Source organism: Actinoplanes octamycinicus, from assembly GCF_014205225.1.
Classification (GTDB): Bacteria; Actinomycetota; Actinomycetes; order Mycobacteriales; family Micromonosporaceae; genus Actinoplanes; species Actinoplanes octamycinicus.
Genome location: NZ_JACHNB010000001.1, coordinates 1 through 20,944, shown reverse-complemented (window position 1 = coordinate 20,944; position 20,944 = coordinate 1). Strand labels below are relative to the sequence as shown.

At 72.8% G+C, this 20,944-nt stretch carries 21 protein-coding genes; 15 read left to right on the top strand and 6 right to left on the bottom strand.

The genetic code is table 11. The features are described from left to right. The first annotated feature begins 41 nt into the window (after positions 1-41). Complete coding sequence (locus tag BJY16_RS00105; protein ID WP_185037097.1) at positions 42-1,787, top strand: glycoside hydrolase family 13 protein; 1,746 nt, start codon at positions 42-44, stop codon at positions 1,785-1,787. 106 nt (positions 1,788-1,893) lie between these two features. On the opposite strand, the gene BJY16_RS00100 is transcribed toward BJY16_RS00105, so the two are convergent. After that, positions 1,894-2,040 carry a hypothetical protein gene (locus BJY16_RS00100; protein WP_185037096.1) on the bottom strand — a complete coding sequence of 49 codons (147 nt, stop codon included), beginning with the start codon at positions 2,038-2,040 and terminating at the stop codon, positions 1,894-1,896. Positions 2,041-2,277: 237 nt separating this feature from the next. Between BJY16_RS00100 and BJY16_RS00095 the strand changes: the two genes are divergently transcribed. Beyond that, complete coding sequence (locus BJY16_RS00095; RefSeq protein ID WP_185037095.1) at positions 2,278-4,398, top strand: peptidoglycan recognition protein family protein; 2,121 nt, start codon at positions 2,278-2,280, stop codon at positions 4,396-4,398. Here the strand turns inward: BJY16_RS00095 and BJY16_RS00090 are convergent. Then, on the bottom strand, positions 4,386-5,588 hold the full coding sequence (locus tag BJY16_RS00090; protein WP_185037094.1) for an FAD-dependent monooxygenase: 1,203 nt from the start codon (positions 5,586-5,588) through the stop codon (positions 4,386-4,388). The two genes, BJY16_RS00095 and BJY16_RS00090, sit on opposite strands and share 13 nt — an antisense overlap. A gap of 103 nt (positions 5,589-5,691) precedes the next feature. On the opposite strand from BJY16_RS00090, the gene BJY16_RS48215 reads away from it, so the two are divergent. The 5 genes from BJY16_RS48215 to BJY16_RS00065 all read left to right on the top strand — a co-directional run bounded on the left by BJY16_RS48215 (position 5,692) and on the right by BJY16_RS00065 (position 10,290). Next, positions 5,692-6,573, top strand: coding sequence for a TetR/AcrR family transcriptional regulator C-terminal domain-containing protein (locus BJY16_RS48215; RefSeq protein WP_239177971.1), 882 nt, complete (start codon positions 5,692-5,694; stop codon positions 6,571-6,573). A gap of 215 nt (positions 6,574-6,788) precedes the next feature. Next, positions 6,789-7,358 (top strand): hypothetical protein, encoded by a 570-nt coding sequence (locus BJY16_RS00080; protein WP_239177970.1) that lies wholly within the window; start codon positions 6,789-6,791, stop codon positions 7,356-7,358. A 124-nt stretch (positions 7,359-7,482) separates the two neighbouring features. Next, positions 7,483-8,124 carry a bifunctional 4-hydroxy-2-oxoglutarate aldolase/2-dehydro-3-deoxy-phosphogluconate aldolase gene (locus BJY16_RS00075; protein WP_185037092.1) on the top strand — a complete coding sequence of 214 codons (642 nt, stop codon included), beginning with the start codon at positions 7,483-7,485 and terminating at the stop codon, positions 8,122-8,124. A 149-nt stretch (positions 8,125-8,273) separates the two neighbouring features. Then, a complete protein-coding gene (locus BJY16_RS00070) occupies positions 8,274-9,170 on the top strand; it encodes a sugar kinase (protein WP_239177969.1) in 897 nt (298 codons plus the stop codon). Positions 9,171-9,873: 703 nt separating this feature from the next. Further along, positions 9,874-10,290 (top strand): PRC-barrel domain-containing protein, encoded by a 417-nt coding sequence (locus BJY16_RS00065; RefSeq protein WP_185037090.1) that lies wholly within the window; start codon positions 9,874-9,876, stop codon positions 10,288-10,290. Positions 10,291-10,340: 50 nt separating this feature from the next. Here BJY16_RS00065 and BJY16_RS00060 read toward each other — a convergent pair whose 3' ends face one another. Beyond that, on the bottom strand, positions 10,341-11,072 hold the full coding sequence (locus BJY16_RS00060) for a MerR family transcriptional regulator (RefSeq protein ID WP_185037089.1): 732 nt from the start codon (positions 11,070-11,072) through the stop codon (positions 10,341-10,343). Between the two features lie 62 nt (positions 11,073-11,134). On the opposite strand from BJY16_RS00060, the gene BJY16_RS00055 reads away from it, so the two are divergent. From BJY16_RS00055 to BJY16_RS00040, 4 genes are all read left to right on the top strand, one after another. Then, the gene (locus tag BJY16_RS00055; protein ID WP_185037088.1) at positions 11,135-11,584 is read left to right on the top strand and encodes a DUF6194 family protein; all 450 of its coding nucleotides are present in this window, start codon (positions 11,135-11,137) and stop codon (positions 11,582-11,584) included. Between the two features lie 68 nt (positions 11,585-11,652). Next, complete coding sequence (locus tag BJY16_RS00050) at positions 11,653-12,237, top strand: cysteine hydrolase family protein (protein WP_185037087.1); 585 nt, start codon at positions 11,653-11,655, stop codon at positions 12,235-12,237. A 7-nt stretch (positions 12,238-12,244) separates the two neighbouring features. Further along, positions 12,245-13,129, top strand: a complete 885-nt coding sequence (locus tag BJY16_RS00045) for a GlxA family transcriptional regulator (protein WP_185037086.1) — start codon at positions 12,245-12,247, stop codon at positions 13,127-13,129. Next, complete coding sequence (locus tag BJY16_RS00040; protein WP_221501843.1) at positions 13,129-13,791, top strand: HAD family hydrolase; 663 nt, start codon at positions 13,129-13,131, stop codon at positions 13,789-13,791. Before BJY16_RS00045 ends, BJY16_RS00040 begins: the two co-directional genes overlap by 1 nt. Positions 13,792-13,839: 48 nt before the next feature. Here the strand turns inward: BJY16_RS00040 and BJY16_RS00035 are convergent, their stop codons facing one another. From BJY16_RS00035 to BJY16_RS00025, 3 genes are read right to left on the bottom strand one after another with little or no spacing between them, the layout of a single operon-like run. Next, positions 13,840-14,826 carry an XdhC family protein gene (locus BJY16_RS00035; RefSeq protein WP_185037084.1) on the bottom strand — a complete coding sequence of 329 codons (987 nt, stop codon included), beginning with the start codon at positions 14,824-14,826 and terminating at the stop codon, positions 13,840-13,842. After that, positions 14,819-15,382: a nucleotidyltransferase family protein gene (locus tag BJY16_RS00030; protein ID WP_185037083.1), complete on the bottom strand. Its 564-nt coding sequence runs from the start codon at positions 15,380-15,382 to the stop codon at positions 14,819-14,821. Before BJY16_RS00030 ends, BJY16_RS00035 begins: the two co-directional genes overlap by 8 nt. A gap of 23 nt (positions 15,383-15,405) precedes the next feature. Next, positions 15,406-16,815 (bottom strand): hypothetical protein, encoded by a 1,410-nt coding sequence (locus BJY16_RS00025; RefSeq protein ID WP_239178063.1) that lies wholly within the window; start codon positions 16,813-16,815, stop codon positions 15,406-15,408. A gap of 111 nt (positions 16,816-16,926) precedes the next feature. On the opposite strand from BJY16_RS00025, the gene BJY16_RS00020 reads away from it, so the two are divergent. From BJY16_RS00020 to BJY16_RS00005, 4 genes are read left to right on the top strand one after another with little or no spacing between them, the layout of a single operon-like run. Beyond that, positions 16,927-17,850 (top strand): hypothetical protein, encoded by a 924-nt coding sequence (locus BJY16_RS00020; RefSeq protein ID WP_185037082.1) that lies wholly within the window; start codon positions 16,927-16,929, stop codon positions 17,848-17,850. 55 nt (positions 17,851-17,905) lie between these two features. Continuing rightward, positions 17,906-18,331, top strand: coding sequence for an ABA4-like family protein (locus BJY16_RS00015; RefSeq protein WP_185037081.1), 426 nt, complete (start codon positions 17,906-17,908; stop codon positions 18,329-18,331). A gap of 5 nt (positions 18,332-18,336) precedes the next feature. Beyond that, positions 18,337-19,761, top strand: a complete 1,425-nt coding sequence (locus tag BJY16_RS00010; protein ID WP_185037080.1) for a sensor histidine kinase — start codon at positions 18,337-18,339, stop codon at positions 19,759-19,761. Beyond that, positions 19,758-20,381 (top strand): response regulator transcription factor, encoded by a 624-nt coding sequence (locus BJY16_RS00005; protein ID WP_185037079.1) that lies wholly within the window; start codon positions 19,758-19,760, stop codon positions 20,379-20,381. Before BJY16_RS00010 ends, BJY16_RS00005 begins: the two co-directional genes overlap by 4 nt. Positions 20,382-20,944: the final 563 nt, after the last annotated feature.

The window sequence follows — 20,944 nt, the reverse complement described above, 5'->3', positions numbered from 1 at the left end:
CCTGCCGTTTACCGGGCCCGTTCTCGTGTTAGAGAAGAGCCATGACGGATTCGTGGTGGAAGAAGGCGGTCGTCTACCAGATCTACCCGCGGAGCTTCGCGGACTCGGACGGCGACGGGATGGGTGATCTGCGCGGGATCATCGGCCACCTCGACCACTTGGCCGAACTGGGCGTCGACGTGCTCTGGTTGTCGCCGATCTATCCCTCGCCGCAGGACGACAACGGTTACGACATCAGCGACTACCAGGACATCGAGCCGATGTTCGGCACCCTGGAGATCTTCGACGAGCTGCTCGCCGGGGCGCACGCCCGCGGCATGAAGCTGATCATGGACTTGGTGGTGAACCACAGCTCGGACGAGCACCCCTGGTTCCAGGAGAGCCGCTCGTCCAAGGACAACCCGAAACGCGACTGGTACTGGTGGCGGCCGGCCCGCGAGGGCATGGAGCCGGGCACCCCGGGCGCCGAGCCGACCAACTGGGGATCCGTCTTCGGCGGCCCGGCCTGGGAGTTCGACGAGAAGACCGGCGAGTACTACCTGCACCTGTTCTCCCGCAAGCAGCCCGACCTGAACTGGGAGAACCCGGAGGTCCGGCAGGCGGTCTACGCGATGATGCGCTGGTGGCTGGACCGGGGCGTGGACGGCTTCCGGATGGACGTGATCAACATGATCTCCAAGGTGCTGCCGCTGCCGGACGGCCGGCTGTCGGCCGGATCCGCCTACGCCGACGGCTCGGCCGGGTTCATCGGCGGTCCCCGGCTGCACGAGTTCCTCCAGGAGATGCACCGGGAGGTCTTCGCCGGCCGGGAGGGGCTGCTCACCGTCGGCGAGATGCCCGGGGTCACCGTGGAGGAGGCGATCCTGCACACCGACCCGGACCGGCACGAGGTCGACATGGTCTTCCAGTTCGACCACGTCTGGGTGGACCGCGGGCCGGACCCGTGGCTGCTGCAGCCGCTGCAGCTGACCAAGCTGAAGGCGATCCTGGGCCGCTGGCAGGCCGGGCTCGCCGAGGCCGGGTGGAACAGCCTCTACTGGAACAACCACGACCAGCCCCGGGTCGTCTCCCGCTACGGCGACGACTCGCCGGCGTACCGGGACGCCTCGGCCAAGATGCTCGGCACCGTGCTCCACCTGCACCGCGGCACGCCCTACGTCTACCAGGGCGAAGAACTCGGAATGACGAACTACCCGTTCGGCGGGATCGAGGACTTCCGCGACATCGAGGCGCTCGGGCAGTACAAGCAGGCCCTGGAGCTGGAGGGCCGCACCCCGGAGGAGGTGCTGACCGTGCTCCGGGCGCGCGGCCGGGACAACGCCCGCACCCCGATGCAGTGGGACGACAAGCCGCACGCCGGCTTCACCACCGGCACCCCGTGGCTGCCGGCCAATCCGAACTACCCGCAGATCAACGCGGCCGCCCAGCGGGCCGACCCGGACTCGGTGTTCCACTACTACCGGCGGCTGATCGAGCTGCGGCACACCGAACCGGCGGTCGCCGAGGGCGACTTCACCATGCTGCTGCCGCACGACGAGCGGCTCTACGCCTTCACCCGCCGCCTCGGCCACACCGAACTGCTGGTGATCGGCAACTTCACCGGCGACACGGTCCAGGCGGAGATCGACGACGCAGCCGCCTGGTCCGGCGCCGAGCTGCTGCTCACCAACCTGCCACCCGGGCCCTCGGCCGCATCCGCGCCGTCGCCCGCGGCCTCATCCTCGGCCTCGGCGGAGTCGCTGACGCTGGCTCCGTGGCAGGCGGTGGTCTACAAGCGCACCGTCTAACCGCGGCCGGTCGTGACCGGGTGGCATCGGCATGCGGCCGGTCGCGGTTCGCTGTCCGCTTCCGGCCGCTGTCCGACTCTTGCGGTACGCCCGCAGCACCCGTGACTCAGCCGGTGATGGCCGGCCAGGCGTAGCCCAGCAGGGCGAAGGCCGCCCCGAGCAGCGCCAGGCTGAAGCCGCGGCTGGGGATCGGCAGCGCGGCGAGGACCAGCAGGATCACCGCGATGAGATAGAAGACGCCCTGGATGGACATGGAAGCTCCTCGAAACCGTGGGGATGGGGCGGCGACGCTTTACCCCACGGCTTCGCGGCGCTAAACCGCCCGTCCACGGTGGTGCCGGCTCGCGACCGGCCGGGCCCCGATGCGCCCGGCAAATCGAGCCTTTTTCACAGAAATAGCCACAAGCCACTCCCGCCCCCGGCAAGGTGGCAGATGGTCGCCGGTTCGCTCCCGAATCGACCCCTTCCGCCGGTGGCCGGGGAGTTTTGCATGCGCCGGAACCGCCTTGTCACCGCGATGGTCGCGGCCACCCCGGCGATCGCCCTGGCGATCGTCGGTCTCGCCCCGGCTGCCGCGCCGCCGCTCCTGCAGACGTTCGCGCTGACCGGCGGGATGCGGCTGGTCGCGGAGACCGGCAGCCAGGCCGCCGTGCTGCCGGAGCGGCACACCAAGCGGTTCAGCCTGGTCGGCGTGACCTGGGACGATCCGCGCGCGACGGCGACCGGGACGATCGAGGTGCGGACCCGGCCGGTCGGCGGCCGGAGCTGGACGCCGTGGCAGGTGCTGGAGACCGACGCGCCGGACGAGTCCGGGGGCACCGAGGGCCCCGGGGTTCGCGGCGCCAGTGACCCGCTCTGGGTCGGACCGTCGAACGGCGTGCAGGCCCGGGTGATCGCCGCCGGCGGGGTGTCGGCGCTGCCGGCCGGCCTGCGAGTCGACCTGATCAACCCGGACGCCTACGAACCGGAGAAGACCGGGCCGGAGAAGGCCGGGCCGGACAAGGCCGGGCCGGAGAAGACCGAGCCGGGCGAACCGCAGGGCACCCGGCTGGAGAAGACGACGATGGTCCCGGCCGCCCTGACCAAGCCCCGCCGGACCGCCGGCGTGGAGATCCCGCCCCGCCCGGTGCCCAAGCTGATGACCCGGGCCGCCTGGGGCGCGAACGAGAAGATCGTCAAGGAGGCGCCCAGCTACACCGGCCCGGTCGAGGTGTTCTTCGTGCACCACACGGCGACCGGCAACGGCTACAGCTGCCGGACCTCGACCAGCGTGGTCCGCGGCATCGAGGCCTACCAGGTGAAGAGCAAGGGCTGGAACGACATCGGCTACAACTTCCTGGTCGACAAGTGCGGCACCGTCTTCGAGGGCCGGCGCGGCGGGGTGACCCGCAACGTGCTCGGCGCGCACACCCTGGGCTTCAACACCAACGCCAGCGCGGTCGCGGTGATCGGCGACTACCGGGCCGCCACGCTCTCCTCGGCGGCCCGGCTGTCGGTGGCCCAGCTGGCCGCGTACAAGCTGGGCGCGCACGGCAACGCGCCGGCCGGCCGGGTGGTGGTCACCTCCGGCGGCGGCCCGAAGTACAAGGTGGGCCGCCGGGTGACGCTGAACCGGATCTCCGGCCACCGGGACGCCGGGCTGACCGAGTGCCCGGGCAACGCCCTCTACGCCCAGCTCCCGGCGATCCGGCGGCTGGCCGGCGCCGGCCCGAGCGGGCTGCACGTGGCCAAGGTGTCCCGCGCCTGGCTGTGGTCCGGGACCTACTGGACCACCGGGCGGCTGGTGCCGCTCTGGGACCTGGCCACCTCGACCCGGATGATCAACCGGTTCGACGTCTACGTGGACGGCCGGCTGGCGTTGTCCCGGGCCAACTGGACCCGGCTCGGCGAGCTGAGTCTCGCCCCCGGCGCGCACACCGTGGCGATCCGGGCGGTGCACCTGTCCGGCCGGACCGCGACCGTCTCGATCCCGGTGGTCGCCGACGTGACCCCGCCGGACTTCACCACGCTGCCGCAGGCCGACCTGACCGCCGGGACGGTCGGCCCGAGCACGCCGGTCCGGCTGTCCTGGACCGCCACCGACCCGGCCGGGCTGCGCGGGGTGCAGGTCAGCGGGCGGAGCGAGGCGTTGCTGGGCGGAAGCATCCGCAGCGTGACCGGCACGGCGCCGATCGGTGTCGCGAGCAGCTGGACGGTGACCGCGACCGATCATGCGGGTAACCGCCGGGAGGCGACGCTCGGGCGTACCCCGCAGGTGTTGCAGGAGACCGAGGCGACGCGGACCGGGAGCTGGCGGGCCTCCTCGGACACCGGTCACCTGGGCGGCGCGGCGGCCTCGGCCGCCACCGCCGGCTCCACCCTGACGTGGACCTTCACCGGCCGCTCGGCGGCCCTGGTGGTGGGCCGCACGACGACCACCGGCCGGGTGAAGGTCTTCGTCGACGGGGAGTTCCAGGGGTACGTCGACACCCGCGCCACCGCCCCGCTGTACCGCCGCGCGGTGTGGACCAGGTCGTGGCCGGACAGCGGGTCGCACACCGTGCGGGTGGAGCCGGAGGGCACCGCCGCCCGTCCGAAGGTGATCATCGACGGGCTGGTCTACCTGGACTGACCGGCCGGGGTGAGCAGGCCGTAGTCGCGCAGCGTGATCGCCTCGGCCTTGCCGAACTGCTTGGCCAGCAGCTGCCGCATCGGCCACCGGGTCATCATCGACATGGACGTGGCCCGGGCGCGGATCATCAACCGGGAGTGCGGGGCGAGCCCGGCCGCCCCGCCCGGCGGCAGTTCCAGCCCGGCCGCCACGTAATCGGCCATGGTCTCCTGGTACGCCGCGAAGGCCCGCTCCGGATCGGTCCCGGTGGCCAGCTCACCGGCCAGCACGTAGGCGCCGACCAGGCTCATGCTGGTGCCCAGCCCGGCCAGCGGCGACCCGCAGTAACCGGCGTCGCCGACCAGTGCGACCCGGCCCCGCCACCACCGCTTCACGTGCACCTGGTTGATCGAGTCGAAGAAGAAGTCCGGCGCGTCCGGCATCTGCCGCAGCAGCTCCGGGACCTTCCAGCCGGCGCCGGCCAGCCGCTCGGCGACCACCCGGCGCTCCTCGTCCGGGGAGAGCCGCTCGTAGCGGGCCTGCGGCTCCCGGAAGCCGAGGTGCGCCTTGGCGGTGCCGCCGCGCTCCGGGCGCAGGCCGGCGACCACTCCCGGCTCGTTGTACATCAGGTACCAGTTGTCCAGGTCGCCGGGATCGGTGACGGTGAAGTAGGCCGAGTAGAGGCCCAGGTACTTGAGGTGGTCCGACTCCGGGCCGAAGGCCAGCGAGCGGACTCCGGAGTGCACGCCGTCGGCGCCGATCACCAGGTCGTACCGTTCCCGCAGGCCACTGGCGAAGGTCACGTCGACGCCGGCCGGGTCCTGGTCGAGCGCGGTGATCCGGTCGCCGTACCGATAGTCGGTGAAGCCCGCGGTCGCGTCCCGCAGCACCTCGGCGAGATCGCCCCGGGCGATCTCGATCTCCGCGACGATGCCCTCGCCGCCGAACGCGTCGGCGGGCATCCGGCCCATCGGCCGGTTCCTCGCGTTCACCAGCATCCAGCCGCGCTCGTCCACCTGGCGGTCCCGGATCGCCTCGCGGACCCCCATCCACTCGACCACCTGCCGGGCCACGCCGCGGATGTCCACCGCGTGCCCGCCCGGGCGGGGCGCCCGGGACTTCTCCACCACGGTCACCTCGGCGCCCGCCCGGTGCAGCCAGAACGCGCTGGCCGGTCCCGCGATGCTGCTACCGGAAATCAGAACCCGCATCTCCCCGCTCCTCTGCGTACCCTGTATATCGATGTACTAGGGACGGTAGGACGCGCCCGGCGAGAAGGCGAACCGCACTAGTACGGGAGGGCGGGTGTACTAGGTGGACGCGGCGTACACGAAGATCGTGGCGGCGATCCGGGAGATGATCGAGGCGGGCGAGCTGCGGCCGGGGGACCGGGTGCCGTCGGCCCGGGCGATCACCCGCGAGTGGGGCGTGGCGATCGCCACCGCGACCAAGGCGCACGCCGCGCTGCGCGAGGCCGGCCTGACCGTGGCCCGCCCCGGCGTCGGCACCGTGGTCGCCGGCCCGGCCCCGCGCCGGGACACCGACCTGAGCCGGGAGCGGATCGTCGCGGCCGCGATGACGATCGCCGACCGGCACGGCATGGCCGACCTCTCGATGCGCCGGATCGCCGCCGAGCTGGACGTCGCCACCATGTCGCTCTACCGGCACGTGCCCAGCCGGGAGGACCTGGAGCTGGCCATGATCGATGTGGCGCTCGGCGAGCTGCGGGTGCCGCCGCGCTACTCCGGCGACTGGCGGGCCGACCTGGAGGGCTGCGCCCGCGGGCTGTGGGAGATCTTCCAGCGGCATCCGTGGCTGGGCGTGACCATGTCGCTGACCCGGCCGCAGATGACGCCGAACGCGATGCGGCTGGGTGAGCTGATCATGGGGGCGCTGGCCCGGACCCGGCTCGGCGTGACCGACCGGATGCTGGTCGAGGTGCTGCTGTTCAGCTTCATCCGCGGGGTGGCCAGCGCGCTGGAGCCGGAGGCCGTCGCCCGGCGGGACACCGGCCTGACCGACGACGAGTGGATGGACTCCCAGGAGGACGCGTTCCGGCGGTTCCTGGAGTTCCAGCCGATGCCGAACTTCACCGAGCTGTTCCTGCACACCCCGGACTTCGAGTTCGACCTCGGGGTGCTCTTCGAGTTCGGGCTGGCCCGGTTCCTGGACGGGATCGAGGTGTGGATCGGCTGAGCCGGCACGCGGCCCCGCCCAGGAACCTCACCGAGAGACTGCTGCCGAGCACCCGGTGATCGCTGACGGCACGGTGCCGCGCACGCCGGCCTGCTGAGCGGGGCCAGGGGCTGAGCTGCTCGGAACCGAGCGGGTGGCGGAGATCGCACTGCGCGCCGTCGATGCGGCGGGCGTGGTTGACAGACCGCCCGGCGCGGGCTCGATACGGTAGTCCTGTGTCTCAGATCCCGTGGTGGGGACTGCCCCTGGTGGCTGCCGTGTTCGCCCTGGCCGGCGCCGCGGCGGTGCGGATCGTCGCCGCCCGTGACAACGATCTGCTGAGCCGCCGGCGGCGCACCCGCCGGTGGTATGAGGAGCGCACCGCGGCCTATGTGCAGCTGCTGGCCGCGTTCGAGCGGGCCACGGTGCGGCTGCGGGCGAGCTTCGAGGCGGGGGAGAAGCCACCGGGGGTGCTGGCCTATGTCGACGAGATCGGCCCGGCGCTGATGCCGGTGCGGTTGCTCGCCTCCGGGCCGGTGCGCAGCGCGGCCCTCGCCGTGCACCTGCAGCTGGAGCGGCTGCACAGCCAGATGAACCCGGCCAATGTCACCGGGGTGCGCCCGGAGACCCACTTCCGCGAGCTGCTCGCCCAGGTGCCGCTGGTGATGCAGGAGTTCGAGGCGGCCATCCGGGAGGAGCTGGGCATCCGCGAGACGCCACCCCCGCACACGTTGAACGGCAGCGCGCGGAGCCGCCGCCTGCCCCGCTGGGCCGCCCTCACCCCGTCCGACACCGACCGCAAGTAGGCGGGGCTCGCCGTCCCCGCGATCCCACCGTACGCCTTCAACAGTGGGAATGCGCTTTCCTGTGGGATGAGAAACCGGCACTGCCCCCTGGCCGGAACGCCCTCACATCGGGCAGGATCGAAGGGTGACCGATCACCGTGCTCCGCTCGATCCTGTCTCCTCCGCCATCGTCGAGAGCGGCATCGTCGCGATCCTGCGCGCCCCGACCGCCGGCGCCTTCGCCGCCGTCGCCGACGTGCTGGTGTCCGCCGGCATCACCGCGATCGAGGTCACCCTGACCTCGCGGGGCGCCCTCGACGCGATCTCCGGCCTGCGCCGCCAGCTCCCGGCCGGCACGGTCATCGGCGCCGGCACCGTCCTCACCCCGGACGACGCCAAGGCCGCCGTCGACGCCGGCGCCGCGTTCCTGGTCTCGCCGGTGCTGGACACGCTGGGCGGCCAGTCCGTGCCGTGCTATCCGGGCGCCTACACGCCGACCGAGGTCTTCGCCGCCCACCGCGCCGGCGCCCCGCTGGTCAAGCTCTTCCCGGCCGGCGGTCTCACGCCGACGTACCTGAAGGATCTCCGCGGCCCGCTGCCCCAGGTCCGCATCCTGCCCACCGGCGGCATCGGCCTGGACGACATCTCCGACTGGCTGACCGCCGGCGCCGCCGCCGTCGGCCTCGGCGGCCCACTGATCGGCGACGCCGCCACCGGCGGCAGCCTCACCGCCCTGGCCGCCCGAGCGAAACACGCCGTCGACGCCGTCACCTTCGCCCGCTCATGACCACCCCCTCCGCCCCCCTTCCGCCCGTGCCGTCCACTGCGCGCCCGCTCGCCCCCGCCGCCACCACACCGGGCGAGCGCGACGAGCCCGCTCCGGGGGAGCGGCCAGGCTCAGGCGCTGACGGCGGCCTCTTCACGTTCGGTGAGGCGATGGGCATCTTCGTCGCCGAGGGGATCGGAACCCTGGAGCACGCCCGCGGTTTCACCCTGGCGGTCGGCGGCGCGGAGAGCAACGTCGCGGTCGGCGTGGCCCGCCTCGGCGGCTCCGCCACCTGGCTGGGCCGGCTCGGGCCGGACTCCACCGGCGCGCTGATCGCGGGCCGGTTGCGCGCCGCCGGTGTCCGGGCGATCGCCGTACCGGACCCCGCCCCCACCGGCCTCATGCTGCGTTACCGCCGGTCCGCCCAGTTCATCCACGCCGACTACCACCGCGCGGGCAGCGCCGGTTCCCGGCTCACCCCGGCCGACCTGCCGCTGTCCGAGCTGGAGCGGGCCGGGATCCTGCACGTCACCGGCATCACCCCGGCTCTCGGCGACACCGCCCGGGCCACCGTCTTCGCCGCGGTGGAGGCCGCCCGAGCCGCGGGCGTCCCGGTCTCGCTGGACGTGAACTACCGCGGCAAACTCTGGTCCCGCTTCGACGCCGCCCCGGTCCTGCGTGACCTGGTCGCCTTGGCGGACATCGTCTTCGCCGGCCCGGACGAGGCCGCCATCTTCCTGGACGCCACCGACCCGGTCGACGGCCTGGCCAAGCTGGGGCCCGCCGAGGTCATCGTCAAGGACGGCGCCCGCGGCTGCGCCGCCCTGATCGACGACGCCCGGCACACCTTGCCGGCGCTCCCGATCACCGCCGTCGACCCGGTCGGCGCCGGCGACGCTTTCGTAGCCGGCTACCTCGCCGACCGCCTGGCCGGCGCCCCTGCGGCCCAACGCTTGCAGACCGCCATCACCGCCGGCGCCTTCGCCGTCACCGTCCCCGGCGACTGCGACAACGCGCCCACCCGAGCCGACCTGGCCGCCCTGTCCGGCTCCGACATCAACCGCTGACCCTCACCGGCGCAGGCCCGCTCGGGTCCGGATCGCATGCTCCCGCGCGGGCCGAAGACCGGCATCAACCGCGAAAGCCACCATTCAAAGGCACATATACGCAGGCCCAGCGGGGTGCGGATCGCATGCTCCCGCGCGGGCCGAGGGCGGGGATCTGGCCGCTGCGCGTCCAGAACGATCCCCGCCCTCTTCACTGTCCGCGGCCCCTTCCGGAGATCAGCCCCCACGTCTTCCAGGGAAGGACTTTCGTGCCAGTGGCGCGGGAAACCGGACCGGGTCGAGGCCCAGCCGATCCCGGGAGTCGCGGCCGGGCGCCGACCCGGTCCGGCCTCGCGCGCCCGCGAGGAAGGCCGCCGCGCGGCAGGGCAGAGTCGAAGCACTGGCCCCGGAGGAGACGGCCCCGCGGCTGGACGGGAATGCGCAGCGGGCGTGCGGGGAGGGGTTGGGGTTCCGGCGATCGTGGCCAGCCGCGGGCGTCGCCCTGGAGGGCCGGGCGTTCTGGACGCGCCAGCGGCCAGCCCGGCCCGGAAGGGTCCCTGGCGGGAGCGACGATCAGTGATCAGCGCGGATCCGAGTCCGAAGGTGTGCATCGCCTGGGCGACAGCCGCAGGTGAGGCGTTGTTCGTGCCAGTCGTGATTGGAGCCGCGGCCAGCGGGTAGGCAAAAGAGCAGCGGCACATTCGTCTATGTCGAGGAGGCCGTGATGCAACCTACGCCGTTCACTCCGTGGTCCTGGCGGGATCCGGCGAGTCTTTCCGGCACGAGTCAGCCGGCGGACTCCGACGTGGTCGACGACGCCGGGCGGGTCGGCGTGGACCTGGTCGATTACAAGGTCGAGGCGACCGATGGGCATATCGGTTCCATCGACCGGGCCAGTTACGACGTCGGTGGCGCCTATCTGGTGGTGGACACCGGGCCGTGGATTTTCGGCCGCAAGGTGCTGCTGCCGGCGGGCACGGTGCAGAACGTCGACCACAACGACCGCAAGGTCTATGTGGACCGGACGAAGGAGCAGATCAAGGATTCTCCGGAGTACGACAAGGAGACCTTCGAATCGGCTTCGTACCGGCAGCAGGTCGGCGATTACTACACCGGCAGCTATCGGGATTACCCGCACTGATCGCGGATGATGCCAGCCGCCTCGCCCGAACCCCCGCGGGCGGGGCGGCACTATGTCCGGCCCCGGCCGGATGACGGATCGAGGGCGACGAAATCGGACAGCCGGGCCGCCGCGGTCAGCATCGCCTGACCCCGCCCGATGAGCCGCGCCCGCCAGTCGGTGAGTGAGACGGCCAGCGCTTCCGGGCTGCCCGCGGTCCGCACCTGATCGAGCACGGTGGCGATGTGCGGCAGCCCGTAACCACCGCGCCGGAGCAGATGGGCCAGGTCAGCGTCGCGGACGTCGTCGGCCGAGTAGAGCCGCTGGTGGCTGACCCGGTCCCGGGCCGGCACCAGGATCCCGGCCTGCTCCCATTTGCGCAGCGTGGCCGGCGTGACCCCGAGCCGGTGGGCGAGCGCGCCGACCGGAAGCGGACGCGCCGCCCGGGGAGCGTCACCTTTCTTCAGGACGTCGGTGGCGGCCTCGACGGCGGTCAGCGTTTCCCGGTCCCGGATCAGCCGGGCATGCCCCGCGTCGATGGTGGCAAATGCGGTTTCCAGGTCGCCGGCGAGCACGGCGCGCATGATCACGGCGGCCGGCCCGTGGCCGTACGCGAGAGCCAGCGCGAGAAAAGCGCCCACCGCGGCCATGTGCGCCTCGCCGTAGGCGCGATATCCGGTCGATGTCCGCTCGGCCGGCGGAATCACCCCGTCCCGCTCGTAGTTCCGGATCGCCTGGGCGGACAACCCGTGCCGCCGGGCGAGGTCCACCGGGCGGAAACTGGTGCGTTGAGACTTCGGCATACCTGTCCTGGGCGATCAGCGGTGAAACCTTCACAGGGCGACTCAACGATACGGTAAAGGTCATGGGAATCGACCCGCTCGACGCGCTGACCGACCGCATCGCCGGCCTTCCGGACGTCACCGCCGTCATCGCCGGTCCCGGCACCGGCGCCCCCGAGGCCGCCTGGGGCGACCGTTTCTTCTTCGTCGGCGACGAGCGGATGCGCCCGTTCGCCACGATCGTCGTGCGGGATGTCCCCGGCTTCGACGAGCGTTCCGGCCTCCACCGTCCCGGCGTCTTCCGGCTCAATGTCGAGCTCGGCAGAGCCCGATTCCGGACCCTTTTCGGATATGGCCCGGAGCAGTTCGCCGCACACCAGTCGACGATCGACTTCACCGTCGCCGGGCAGTGGTTCCCGCACCCGGTCTACGCGGTCCAGGGCTGGGGCTCGATGATCAACCCGGATCCGGCGGACGTCCTGCCGCTGATCGAGCGGGCCCGCGACCGTTCGGCGGCCCGCCGGCGGCGCTGACCGGATCGTTCCGGGAGCGGGCTGGATGGTGCCTGTTCCGGCGGCCCGGCGGCGCGTTCGATGGAGGCATGACCGAAGCTCTGATCGTCATCGACGTGCAGGAATCGTTCCGGGCGCGGCCGCTGTGGGAAACCGTCAACAATCCGGACGTCGTGCCGAACGTCCAGCGGTTGGTGGACCACGCCCGCACCACCGGGCGAAGCGTGATCTGGGTGTTGCACTCGGAGCCGGGCAGCGGCGGCACCTTCGACCCGGCCAACGGCTTCGTCCGGCTGATGGCGGAGCTGACCCCGGCCGACGGCGAGCCCGTCCTGACCAAGACCGTGCACAACGCCTTCACCGGCACCGACCTGCAGCATCGTCTCACCGTGGCGGGTGTCCGCGGGGTCACCGTCTGCGGCCTGCGCACCGAGCAGTGCGTCGAGACGACCGCCCGGGTCGCCTCCGACCTCGGCTACGACGTCACCTTCGTCACCGACGCCACCGCCACCTTCCCGATCCCGCACCGGGACGCCCCCGAGGACCGGAGCGTCGCCGAGCTGCTCGCCGACCCGCGTACGCTGGCCGCCGAGGACGTGGTGACCCGCACCGAGTACGCGCTGGCCGGCCGGTTCGCCACGATCGCGACGGTGGCCGAGGTCGAGAAGGGATGACCGGATCGTGAGCATGGTGGTCTTCGTGCTCACCCCGCAGATCCACCTGCTCGACCTGGCCGGCCCGGCCCAGGTCTTCTCCACCGCGCCGGGATACTCGCTGCGCTACGTCGCCGAGTCGCCGAGCGTCCCCACCTGGCAGGGCGTCGTCCTGCAGGCCGAGGTGGACTGGCCCGCGCTCACCCCGGACGACCTGGTGATCGTTCCGGGGTGGCGCACCGGTTTCGGCTTCTTCGGCCCCGGCACGCTGGGCCGGCTGCGCGAGCATCACGCCGCCGGCGGCACGGTGGCCAGCGTCTGCTCCGGCGCCGACGCGCTCGGCCGGGCCGGGCTGCTCGACGGCCGCCGCTGCACCACCCATCACGACCTGCAGGAGTCCCTGTCCCGCAGCCATCCGCGGGCCACGGTGATCCGCGACGTGCTCTACGTCTCGGACGACCGGGTGGTCACCTCGGCCGGTATCGCCAGCGGCATCGACCTGGCCCTGCACCTGGTGGCGCAGCGGCACGGCCCGGCGGTGGCCGCCGGAGTGGCCCGGGAGATGGTGGTCTACGCCCGGCGCAACGGCGACGAGCGGCAGGCCAGCGCGATGCTGCGGCACCGCGACCACCTCAGCGACGTGGTGCACCGGGTCCAGGACCGGATCGACGCGGCGTTCGCCGAGCCGCTGCCGCTGACCGAGCTGGCGGTCGGCGCCGGGGTCAGCGAACGCACGCTGACCCGGCTGTTCACCGCAGCGACCGGCCGTACCCCGCTGCGCTACCAGCAGCTGTTGCGCCTGGAACGGGCGGAGTACCTGATCGGGCACGGGGTCACCGTGGAGGCGGCGGCGCGCGCGGTCGGTTTCGGGGACGCGAGAATGCTGCGCAGGCTGCGATCAAGGACGGTGTGATGCTGCGCGGGGTGCTCTTCGATCTGGACGGCACGCTCGGTGACCACGACGGCTCGGTGCTCACGGCGCTGACCGCCTGGCTGCCCACGGTCGGGATGACCGCCGACCCGGCGATGGTGGAGCGCTGGCACACGGTCGCCGAGACGCACCTGGCCGCCTGGCGGCGGCGCGAGATCGATTTTCCGGAGCAGCGCCGGCGACGGCTGCGGGACTTCGGTTTCGCCGGCCCCGACGCGGCGCTGGACGACGTCTTCCGCGGCTATCTGGTCGAATACCAGAACGCCTACCGGTCCTACGACGACGTGGCCGAGGCATTGGCCGCCGTCGACCAGGCCGGCCTTCGCGTCGCGGTGCTCACCAACGGTTCGGCGGCGCAGCAGAGGGCGAAACTCGCCCGGATGGGCCTGGCCGATCTCGGGCCCGTGTGGACTCCCGACGATCTGGGGATGGCCAAGCCCGATCCGGGTGCGTTCAGCGGGGCGGTCGCCCGCTGGGGCCTGCGGCCGGAGGAGACGCTCAGCGTGGGGGACAGGCACGATCTGGACGTGCTGGCCGCGCGGTCGGCCGGGCTGCGGGCGGTGCATTTGGACCGGCTGGGCGCCGGTCCGGCGGGCGAACCGCACCGCATCCGCTCCCTGCGCGAGCTGGCCGGCCACTTGTAGGTGACGGTGGCGCTGGTGAACTCGCGACGAGGTCGCCGTCCAGGGTGCCTAGGGTGTGGCCGGGCCGGAAAGGATGCCGGCCGGCCCGACGGTCTTGTGGACCGGTCCGCCGGTCCGCGACAGCCGTTGCCCGGAGCCGCCCCGGCGCAGCGCGACGATCTCCGCGGCGATGCTCACCGCGGTCTCCTCCGGGCTGTGCGCGCCCAGGTCCAGGCCGATCGGCGAGCAGAGCCGGTCCAGCTCCGGCTCGGTCAGCCCGGCCTCGCGCAGCCGGGCCAGCCGGTCCTCGTGGGTGCGCCGGGAGCCCATCGCGCCGACGTAACCGACGTCCAGGCGCAGCGCCAGCTCCAGGGTGGGCACGTCGAACTTCGGGTCGTGGGTGAGCACGCAGAGCACGGTCCGGTCGTCGATCCGGCCGGCCTCGGCCTCGGCGGCCAGGTAGCGGTGCGGCCAGTCGACCACCACCCGGTCCGCCCCGGGGAAGCGGCGTTCCGTCGCGAAGACCGGCCGGGCGTCGCAGACCGTCACGTGGTAGCCGAGGAAGCCGCCGATCCGGGCGACCGCGGCCGCGTGGTCGGTGGCGCCGAAGACCAGCATCCGCGGTGGCGGCCGGAAGACGATCGTGCCGGTCTTCCCGACGGTGTACCCGGCAGCGATGTCGAGCGCGATCTCTTCGCCGGCCTCGACCGCTGCCACCAGCACCGGTAGATCGGGAAATGTAGCCTTGTCCACTCGCCCGACCGTCACCTCGATCGTCCCGCCGCACGGCAGACCGGCCTCGAGCGCCAGATCGTCGGTCACCCCGAAACTCGCCGTGCGGAATCGGCCGGTCCGGGCCACCTCCCGGCACAGCTCGTAGACCGCCGCCTCCACGCACCCGCCGGACACGCTGCCGACCGCCACGCCGTCCGGCCCGACCGCCATCGCCGCGCCCACCTGCCGCGGCGCGCTCGCCCAGGTCCCGGTCACGATCGCCAGCCCGGCCGGCTGCCCCGCGGACCACCAGCGCAGCAGATCGGCGAGCACGTCACGCATCGAGATCTCCCGGACGGTCCAGATCGGTGTCGTCGGCGACGTCGCCGACCTCGACCACCAGTACCTCGTGCGCGCGCAGGTAATCCCGTGCGCCCCGATCGCCGGTCGCGACCGCCGCCACACCCGCCCAGTGCTCCCGCCCGAGCAGCACCGGGTGCCCGCGCCGCCCCCGGTAACCACCCATCGCGCACGCGTCCGGCGCCGCGTGCGCGATCACCCGGCGCACCGCCGCATCGGTCACGCCGGGCATGTCGACCAGCAGGACCACCGCCGCGCCGACGCTCTCGTCGCTGCTCAGCGCGGCCAGCCCGGCCCGCAGCGACGAGCCCATGCCGCTCGCCCAGTCCGGATTGACCACGGTCTCCGGCAGCTCCGCCCGGCTCCGGACCTCCTCGGCGCGGGCGCCGAGAACCACCAAGGTCCGTCCACAGCCGGCCCGCTGCAGGGTCCCGGCCGCGTGCTCCACCAGGAGCCGATTCCGGTACGCGATCAGCGCCTTGGGCATCCCGTAGCGACGCCCCTCCCCGGCGGCGAGCAGCAGACCGGCCGTGATCATTGCCCGAGCCTAGGCATGCTCTGTTACAGGAACCCGCGCACGGCGGCGATCGGCAGCGCCGTCCGGGGGTGATAGGCGGCCCGCCACAGCCCGCCGTGCGCCGCCGCGACCGTCTCGTCCCGCCACGCCGCCGGATCCGCCGCGCGCGGTTTCCGCAGCTGGTGGACCATCAGCACGGCCATCAGCCGGCTCGCCACGGCCGGGTCGAACACCTCGACGTCGAACAGGTGCGCGCCGGCGTACGCCGCCTTGAGCAACCGGTTGCGCAGCACCGACCGGGTCCGGGTCGGCGGCGCCACCGCGAAGCTGACCAGCCCGTCCCGCCGCGCCAGGGTGGCCCGCCAGCGGTGGATCCGCTTCGCCAGCGCGTAGTTCGGCCCCTGCTGCGGGACCAGGCTGTCGTTGATCCCGGGCGAGACCGGCACCGGATAGTTCGGCAGCAGCAGGCGGCCACCGGAGAGCGGGGTGGTCAGCCGGGCCCGGCGGGTGCGCGCGTCGTACCGGCTGCGCGCCTGGTGGACGGCCTCGGCCGGGACCGCGTACACGTCGGTCGGGGTGGCCAGCACGGTCAGCGCGGTGTCCGGCCGCTGCTGCCGGACGTGCACCGACAGGGCGTCCACCGCGGCGGCCAGTCGGGGGTACGCGTTGCCCGGCGCGTACCCGTAGTTGCCGAGCACCAGCTGCCCGTCGAAGCCGAGCAGCCAGTGCGCGATGGTGGGCAGCGCCGCGCTGAGGTCCGCGCCGGGCGTCTCGTCCTCGGCGACCGACGGCGCCAGCACCCGCCCCGCCGACCCGGCCACCGTCGCCCGGATCCGCTCCCACAGCTCGGCCAGCGGCAGGTCGATCGCCAGCACGGTGGCGCCCCAGTCCAGCAGTGCCTTCAGCGGGCCCATCTCGGCGCCCGCCCCGAGCAGCGCGAACCGGAAGTCGTCCAGGTCCAGCCAGTCCGGGTTGGCGGCCACCTCGCGCACCGCGTCCGCGCACGACTCCTCGACCACCCCGGCCGCCACCCACCCGTCCAGCCGGCGCACCAGGTCGGACAGATCCCGGTCGGGTTTCCCCGAGCCGGCCATCTCGACCGTGTCGTACGGATGCCGCGGCTCCGCCAGCAGCACCTGGGCCAGGCTGAACTCCTCGCCGTCGCGCAGCCGGTAGCGCATCCGGGCCTGCACCGAGGCCAGCCCGGCCTCGGCGATCGGGTAGCCGGCGCTGCCGTCGGCGCTCAGCCCGGCCTCCACCAGCGCCCGGAAATGCCGCAGGTAGCCGCGCCGCCAGTCGGGCTCGCGCTCGGCGGCCGCGGCAGCCGCCGGGTCGATCGGGCGCAACGCGTCGGCGACCACCGCGCGGCCCAGGGACGTGCTGCTGCGCCGTCCGGTGTCGTCGAGCGGGAAGTCGGTCAGGCCGGGGGCGGCGCCAGGGGATGCGGGGTGCACCGGGTCAGTATCACCCTCTCCTACCAGAGGAGGAGCCGACCTCGGACGAGCGGCCGGGAGTGCGGCCCGCGGACGGGCGTTTCCGGGCTCGCGCGGGACGAGTCTGAGGCCATGACGACCATCGAAGTCTCCGCGCCGGCTCGCTGGCATCGGCCGCTGCTGACGCTCACCTGGGCGGCGGCCGGGCTGGCCGTGCTCGCCGGGATCGGCCTGTTCGCCGACGACCGGATCCTGACCGGGGTGCCGATCTGGCTCAAGCCGTTCAAGTTCGCCGTCTCGTTCGCCCTCTACGGGTGGACGCTGGCCTGGCTGCTGTCCGTGCTGCCCCGGCGCAGCCGGCTCGCCGAGTGGGCCGCCACCGTCATCGTCGGCGTCTCGGTGATCGAGCTGGCGATCATCACGGCCCAGGTCATCCGCGGCACCACCAGCCACTACAACCAGACCACCGCACTGAACGCCACGCTGTGGTCGATCATGGGCGCTTCCATCATGGTGCTCTTCCTGGCGCACCTGGTGATCGGCATCGGGGCGCTGCGTCAGCGGATCAAGGACAAGGCTTCCGCGTACGCCATCCGTCTCGGCCTGTTCATCGCGCTGCTCGGGATGCTGGTCGCGTTTCCGATGACCAGCCAGCAGACCGGAGTCGACGGCGTCACCGGGGCGCACAGCGTCGGCGTGCCGGACGGCGGGCCCGGGATGCCGCTGACCGGATGGAGCACCGTCGGCGGGGACCTGCGGATCGGGCACTTCGTCGGGCTGCACGCGATGCAGGTGCTGCCGCTGCTGGCGTTCGCGCTGGTCCGCTGGGGTGCGGGGCGGCTGGACGCGCGGGCGCGGGCCCGGCTGGTGCTGGTGAGCGGCTTGGCGTACGCCAGCCTGGTCCTGCTCCTGACCTGGCAGGCCATGCGGGCGCAACCGCTGCTGCGACCGGATGGGATCACCCTCCTCGCGCTCGCGGCCCTGGCCGCGGCCACCGCGACCGGCGTCGGTCTGGTCTTGTCGAGGAGCCGCGAGCGAGAGATGGTGACGGCGTGATCGACTGCACCGCGGCGAAGCAAGGACCAGGAGAGCACGCCCGAGGAGGCCCAGCGTGACAGCCTTCCTGTTCAACCTGACATTCCTGCTGGCCGCGCCGTTCTGGGCGCTGATGATCGTGGCGCCCGGCTGGTCCTGGACCCGGCGGATCATCGCCTCGCCGCTGATCGTGCTCCCGGTGGTGCTGATCTACGCGGCGGTCGTCCTGTCGAACCTCGACGACGTGCTGCCGGCGGTCCTCAACCCCACCCTGGGCGGGGTCGCCGACCTGCTCGGCAGCGCGGACGGCGCGACCGCCGGCTGGGCCCACATGGTCGCCTTCGACCTCTTCGTCGGCCGGTGGATCTGGCTGGACGCCCGCGACCGGGGCGTGCCGCACCTGGTACTCGCGCCGATCCTGGTGCTCACCATCCTGTTCGGACCGCTCGGGCTCGCCGCCTACCTGGCCGTCCGCACCCGCTGGCGGCAGGACCTAGGCTGAACGCCATGGCCAAGTTCCTCGACGCGCGGGACACCCTGACGCGCTCGGCGCTGCTGGATCTCAGCGGCCTGGCCTACCTTCTCGTGATCAACCACACCGACCATCCGCCGACCCCGCTGCAGTGGGCGCTCGCGGTGCCCGCCTTCGCCTCCGCGCTGCTGCTGCACCGCCGCCAGCCGATCAACCTGCTGGTGCAGACCACGCTGTTCGCCATCGCGCTGGCCACCCTGGACGACTCGACGATCAACCAGGTCGGCACCGCGTGGGCGGTCGGCGAGCTGGCCCTGTGGGCGCCCCGCACGCGGTACCTGGTGGCCGGCGTCTGCCTGGTGGCCTCGGTCTACCTGATCTTCGACCTGCCGTCCTCACCGTCGCTGATCATGCAGGCGGTCATCGGCCTGGCGATCAGCCTGGGCCTGCCGGTGCTGCTCGGCCTGGTCGTCCGGACCACCCGGGAACTCGGCGAGCAGGCCGAGCGGCGGGCCGCCGAGGAGCAGCGGCGCCGCGAGTCGGAGCACCGGGCCGCCCGGGCCGACGAGCGCAGCGCGATCGCCCGGGAGCTGCACGACGTGGTCGCCCACCACGTGGCCTCGATGGTGCTGCGGGTCGGGGTGGCCCAGCACGTGCTGCCCGACCTCGATCCGCGGACCGCGGAGGTCTTCGACGACGTGCACCGGACCGGGACGGCGGCGCTGGCCGACCTGCGCCGGCTGGTGGCCGTGCTGCGAGACCCGGACAGCGGGCGCGGGGACGCGTCGCTGACCGCTATTGATCCGTCGGCGCTGCCGGCGGCGCTGGCCGGGGCGGTGGAGACCGCCCGGCTGGCCGGGGTGGTGGTGGAGGCGGAGATCGATCCACGGGTGGTGGAGCTGGACGCGGTGCGAGGCTTGGCGCTGTTGCGGCTCACCCAGGAAGGACTGACGAACGTGGCGAAGCATGCCGGGCCGGCGGCGCGGGCGTCGCTGCGGGTGGTGATGGACGGGGCGGATCTGCACTGGTCGGTGGTGGACGACGGGGGGCGTGGGGTGGGGGAGTCGGGGTCCCCGCTCTCGGCGGCCTCCTCCGCTCCGGCCGGTTCCTTCTCGCCGGATTCCTATCCAGTTTCCTCCTCGCCGGGTCCCTCCTCCTCCTCCTCCTCCTCCTCGGCTTTCTCCTCGCCCGGCTCCTCCTCGGCCAGGGCGGACCGGATGCCGGGTGGCGGGCATGGGCTGACCGGGATGCGAGAGCGCGTGGAGGTGCTCGGCGGGTCCCTCACCGCCGGCCCGTCCGGCACCGGCTGGCAGGTGGCGACAGTGCTGCCGGCCGACTCCCCGACCGCCACGGCCGGCTCGTCCGGTCCGCCGCTCTCCGCCTCGATCGGCCCCGCGGCGTCGTTCACCACCGGTCCCGCTCCTGCGGCCGGTCCCGCCCCTGCCGAGGAGATCGATTGATCCGGGTCCTGCTGGTGGATGATCAGCAACTGATCCGCGCCGGCCTGCGCATGCTCCTCGACGCCGAGGACGGCATGGAGGTGGTCGGTGAGGCCGGCGACGGCCGCACCGCGGTGACCCTCGCCGCCCAGCTGGTGCCCGACGTCGTGGTGATGGACCTGCGCATGCCCGGCGTCGACGGCATCACCGCCACCAGCCGGATCATGTCCGAGCGCCCGTCCACCCGGGTCCTGGTCCTGACCACCTTCGGCGACGACGACCACCTCTACCCGGCGTTGCAGGCCGGCGCCTGCGGCTTCCTGCTCAAGGACGCCCCGCCGGCCGAGTTGCTCAACGGGATCCGCCAGGCCGCCGCCGGGGAGAGCCCGTTCAGCCAGGAGGTGCTGCGGCGCCTGGTCCGCCGCGCGGTCGACGCCCGATCGGACCCCGCACCCCGCATCGCCGGGCTCACCGTGCGGGAGCAGGAGGTCCTGGACCTGGTCGCCGAGGGCCTCACCAACACCGAGATCGCCGACCACCTGCACATCGGCATCACCACGGTGAAAACCCACATCACCGCCCTGATGACCAAGACCAACAGCCCGAACCGCGTACGTCTGGCCCTCGCCGCCCGTCGCTGACCCCTCATCCGTCCTCCCGCGCGCCCGGCCTCCGCTCGCATGCGGTCTGCCTCGCGTCCGGCCCTCCTTGGGTCCGGCCTCTCACGCTTGACCTCGCGGGCGCCTCGTTTCCCCGCGCCTGGCCTCCCTTGGGCCCGGCCTCACCCTTGGCCTCCCCGCGTCCCGCTTCCGTGCCTGGCCTCACCGCGCCTGGCCTCACCCCGTTTCGCTTCCCCGCGTCTGGCCTCCCTGCGCGCTTTGCTTCCCCGCGCCTCGCTTCCCGTGGGCGTCTTCCTGGCGGGCGGGCTCGCTCCTTCCACCCTTTGGGGGAATGTGACGGCCGTCGCGCCGCCCCGGGTTTGGTGTTGCGGGGATGGGCAGGTAATGTTTTCCGAGCCGCCAGGGAGACGGGCGAGCGAGACGGGACCCGCGAGGGGCCCGGAGCGGCCGTCCTGACGGAAACCCTTACGAGATCCCACGATCAACGATCGTGTGCTCGCGTTCGGGTGCCCTCACCATTTCTCGGTGTCGGTTGAATTCGGGTTGCGAAACGTGGATTTGACGATCTGGGAATGGCGGGTAAA

What these genes read in the sequence shown, in the direction of transcription:
- BJY16_RS00050 (WP_185037087.1), top strand. Translation starts at nt 11,653, where the DNA reads ATGACCGAAGCTCTGATCGTCATCGACGTGCAGGAATCGTTCCGGGCG.
- BJY16_RS00070 (WP_239177969.1), top strand. Translation starts at nt 8,274, where the DNA reads ATGGGCATCTTCGTCGCCGAGGGGATCGGAACCCTGGAGCACGCCCGC.
- BJY16_RS00065 (WP_185037090.1), top strand. Translation starts at nt 9,874, where the DNA reads ATGCAACCTACGCCGTTCACTCCGTGGTCCTGGCGGGATCCGGCGAGT.
- BJY16_RS00035 (WP_185037084.1), bottom strand. Translation starts at nt 14,826, where the DNA reads ATGCGTGACGTGCTCGCCGATCTGCTGCGCTGGTGGTCCGCGGGGCAG.
- BJY16_RS00060 (WP_185037089.1), bottom strand. Translation starts at nt 11,072, where the DNA reads ATGCCGAAGTCTCAACGCACCAGTTTCCGCCCGGTGGACCTCGCCCGG.
- BJY16_RS00040 (WP_221501843.1), top strand. Translation starts at nt 13,129, where the DNA reads ATGCTGCGCGGGGTGCTCTTCGATCTGGACGGCACGCTCGGTGACCAC.
- BJY16_RS00030 (WP_185037083.1), bottom strand. Translation starts at nt 15,382, where the DNA reads ATGATCACGGCCGGTCTGCTGCTCGCCGCCGGGGAGGGGCGTCGCTAC.
- BJY16_RS00055 (WP_185037088.1), top strand. Translation starts at nt 11,135, where the DNA reads ATGGGAATCGACCCGCTCGACGCGCTGACCGACCGCATCGCCGGCCTT.
- BJY16_RS00010 (WP_185037080.1), top strand. Translation starts at nt 18,337, where the DNA reads ATGGCCAAGTTCCTCGACGCGCGGGACACCCTGACGCGCTCGGCGCTG.
- BJY16_RS00100 (WP_185037096.1), bottom strand. Translation starts at nt 2,040, where the DNA reads ATGTCCATCCAGGGCGTCTTCTATCTCATCGCGGTGATCCTGCTGGTC.
- BJY16_RS00105 (WP_185037097.1), top strand. Translation starts at nt 42, where the DNA reads ATGACGGATTCGTGGTGGAAGAAGGCGGTCGTCTACCAGATCTACCCG.
- BJY16_RS00095 (WP_185037095.1), top strand. Translation starts at nt 2,278, where the DNA reads ATGCGCCGGAACCGCCTTGTCACCGCGATGGTCGCGGCCACCCCGGCG.
- BJY16_RS00020 (WP_185037082.1), top strand. Translation starts at nt 16,927, where the DNA reads ATGACGACCATCGAAGTCTCCGCGCCGGCTCGCTGGCATCGGCCGCTG.
- BJY16_RS00090 (WP_185037094.1), bottom strand. Translation starts at nt 5,588, where the DNA reads ATGCGGGTTCTGATTTCCGGTAGCAGCATCGCGGGACCGGCCAGCGCG.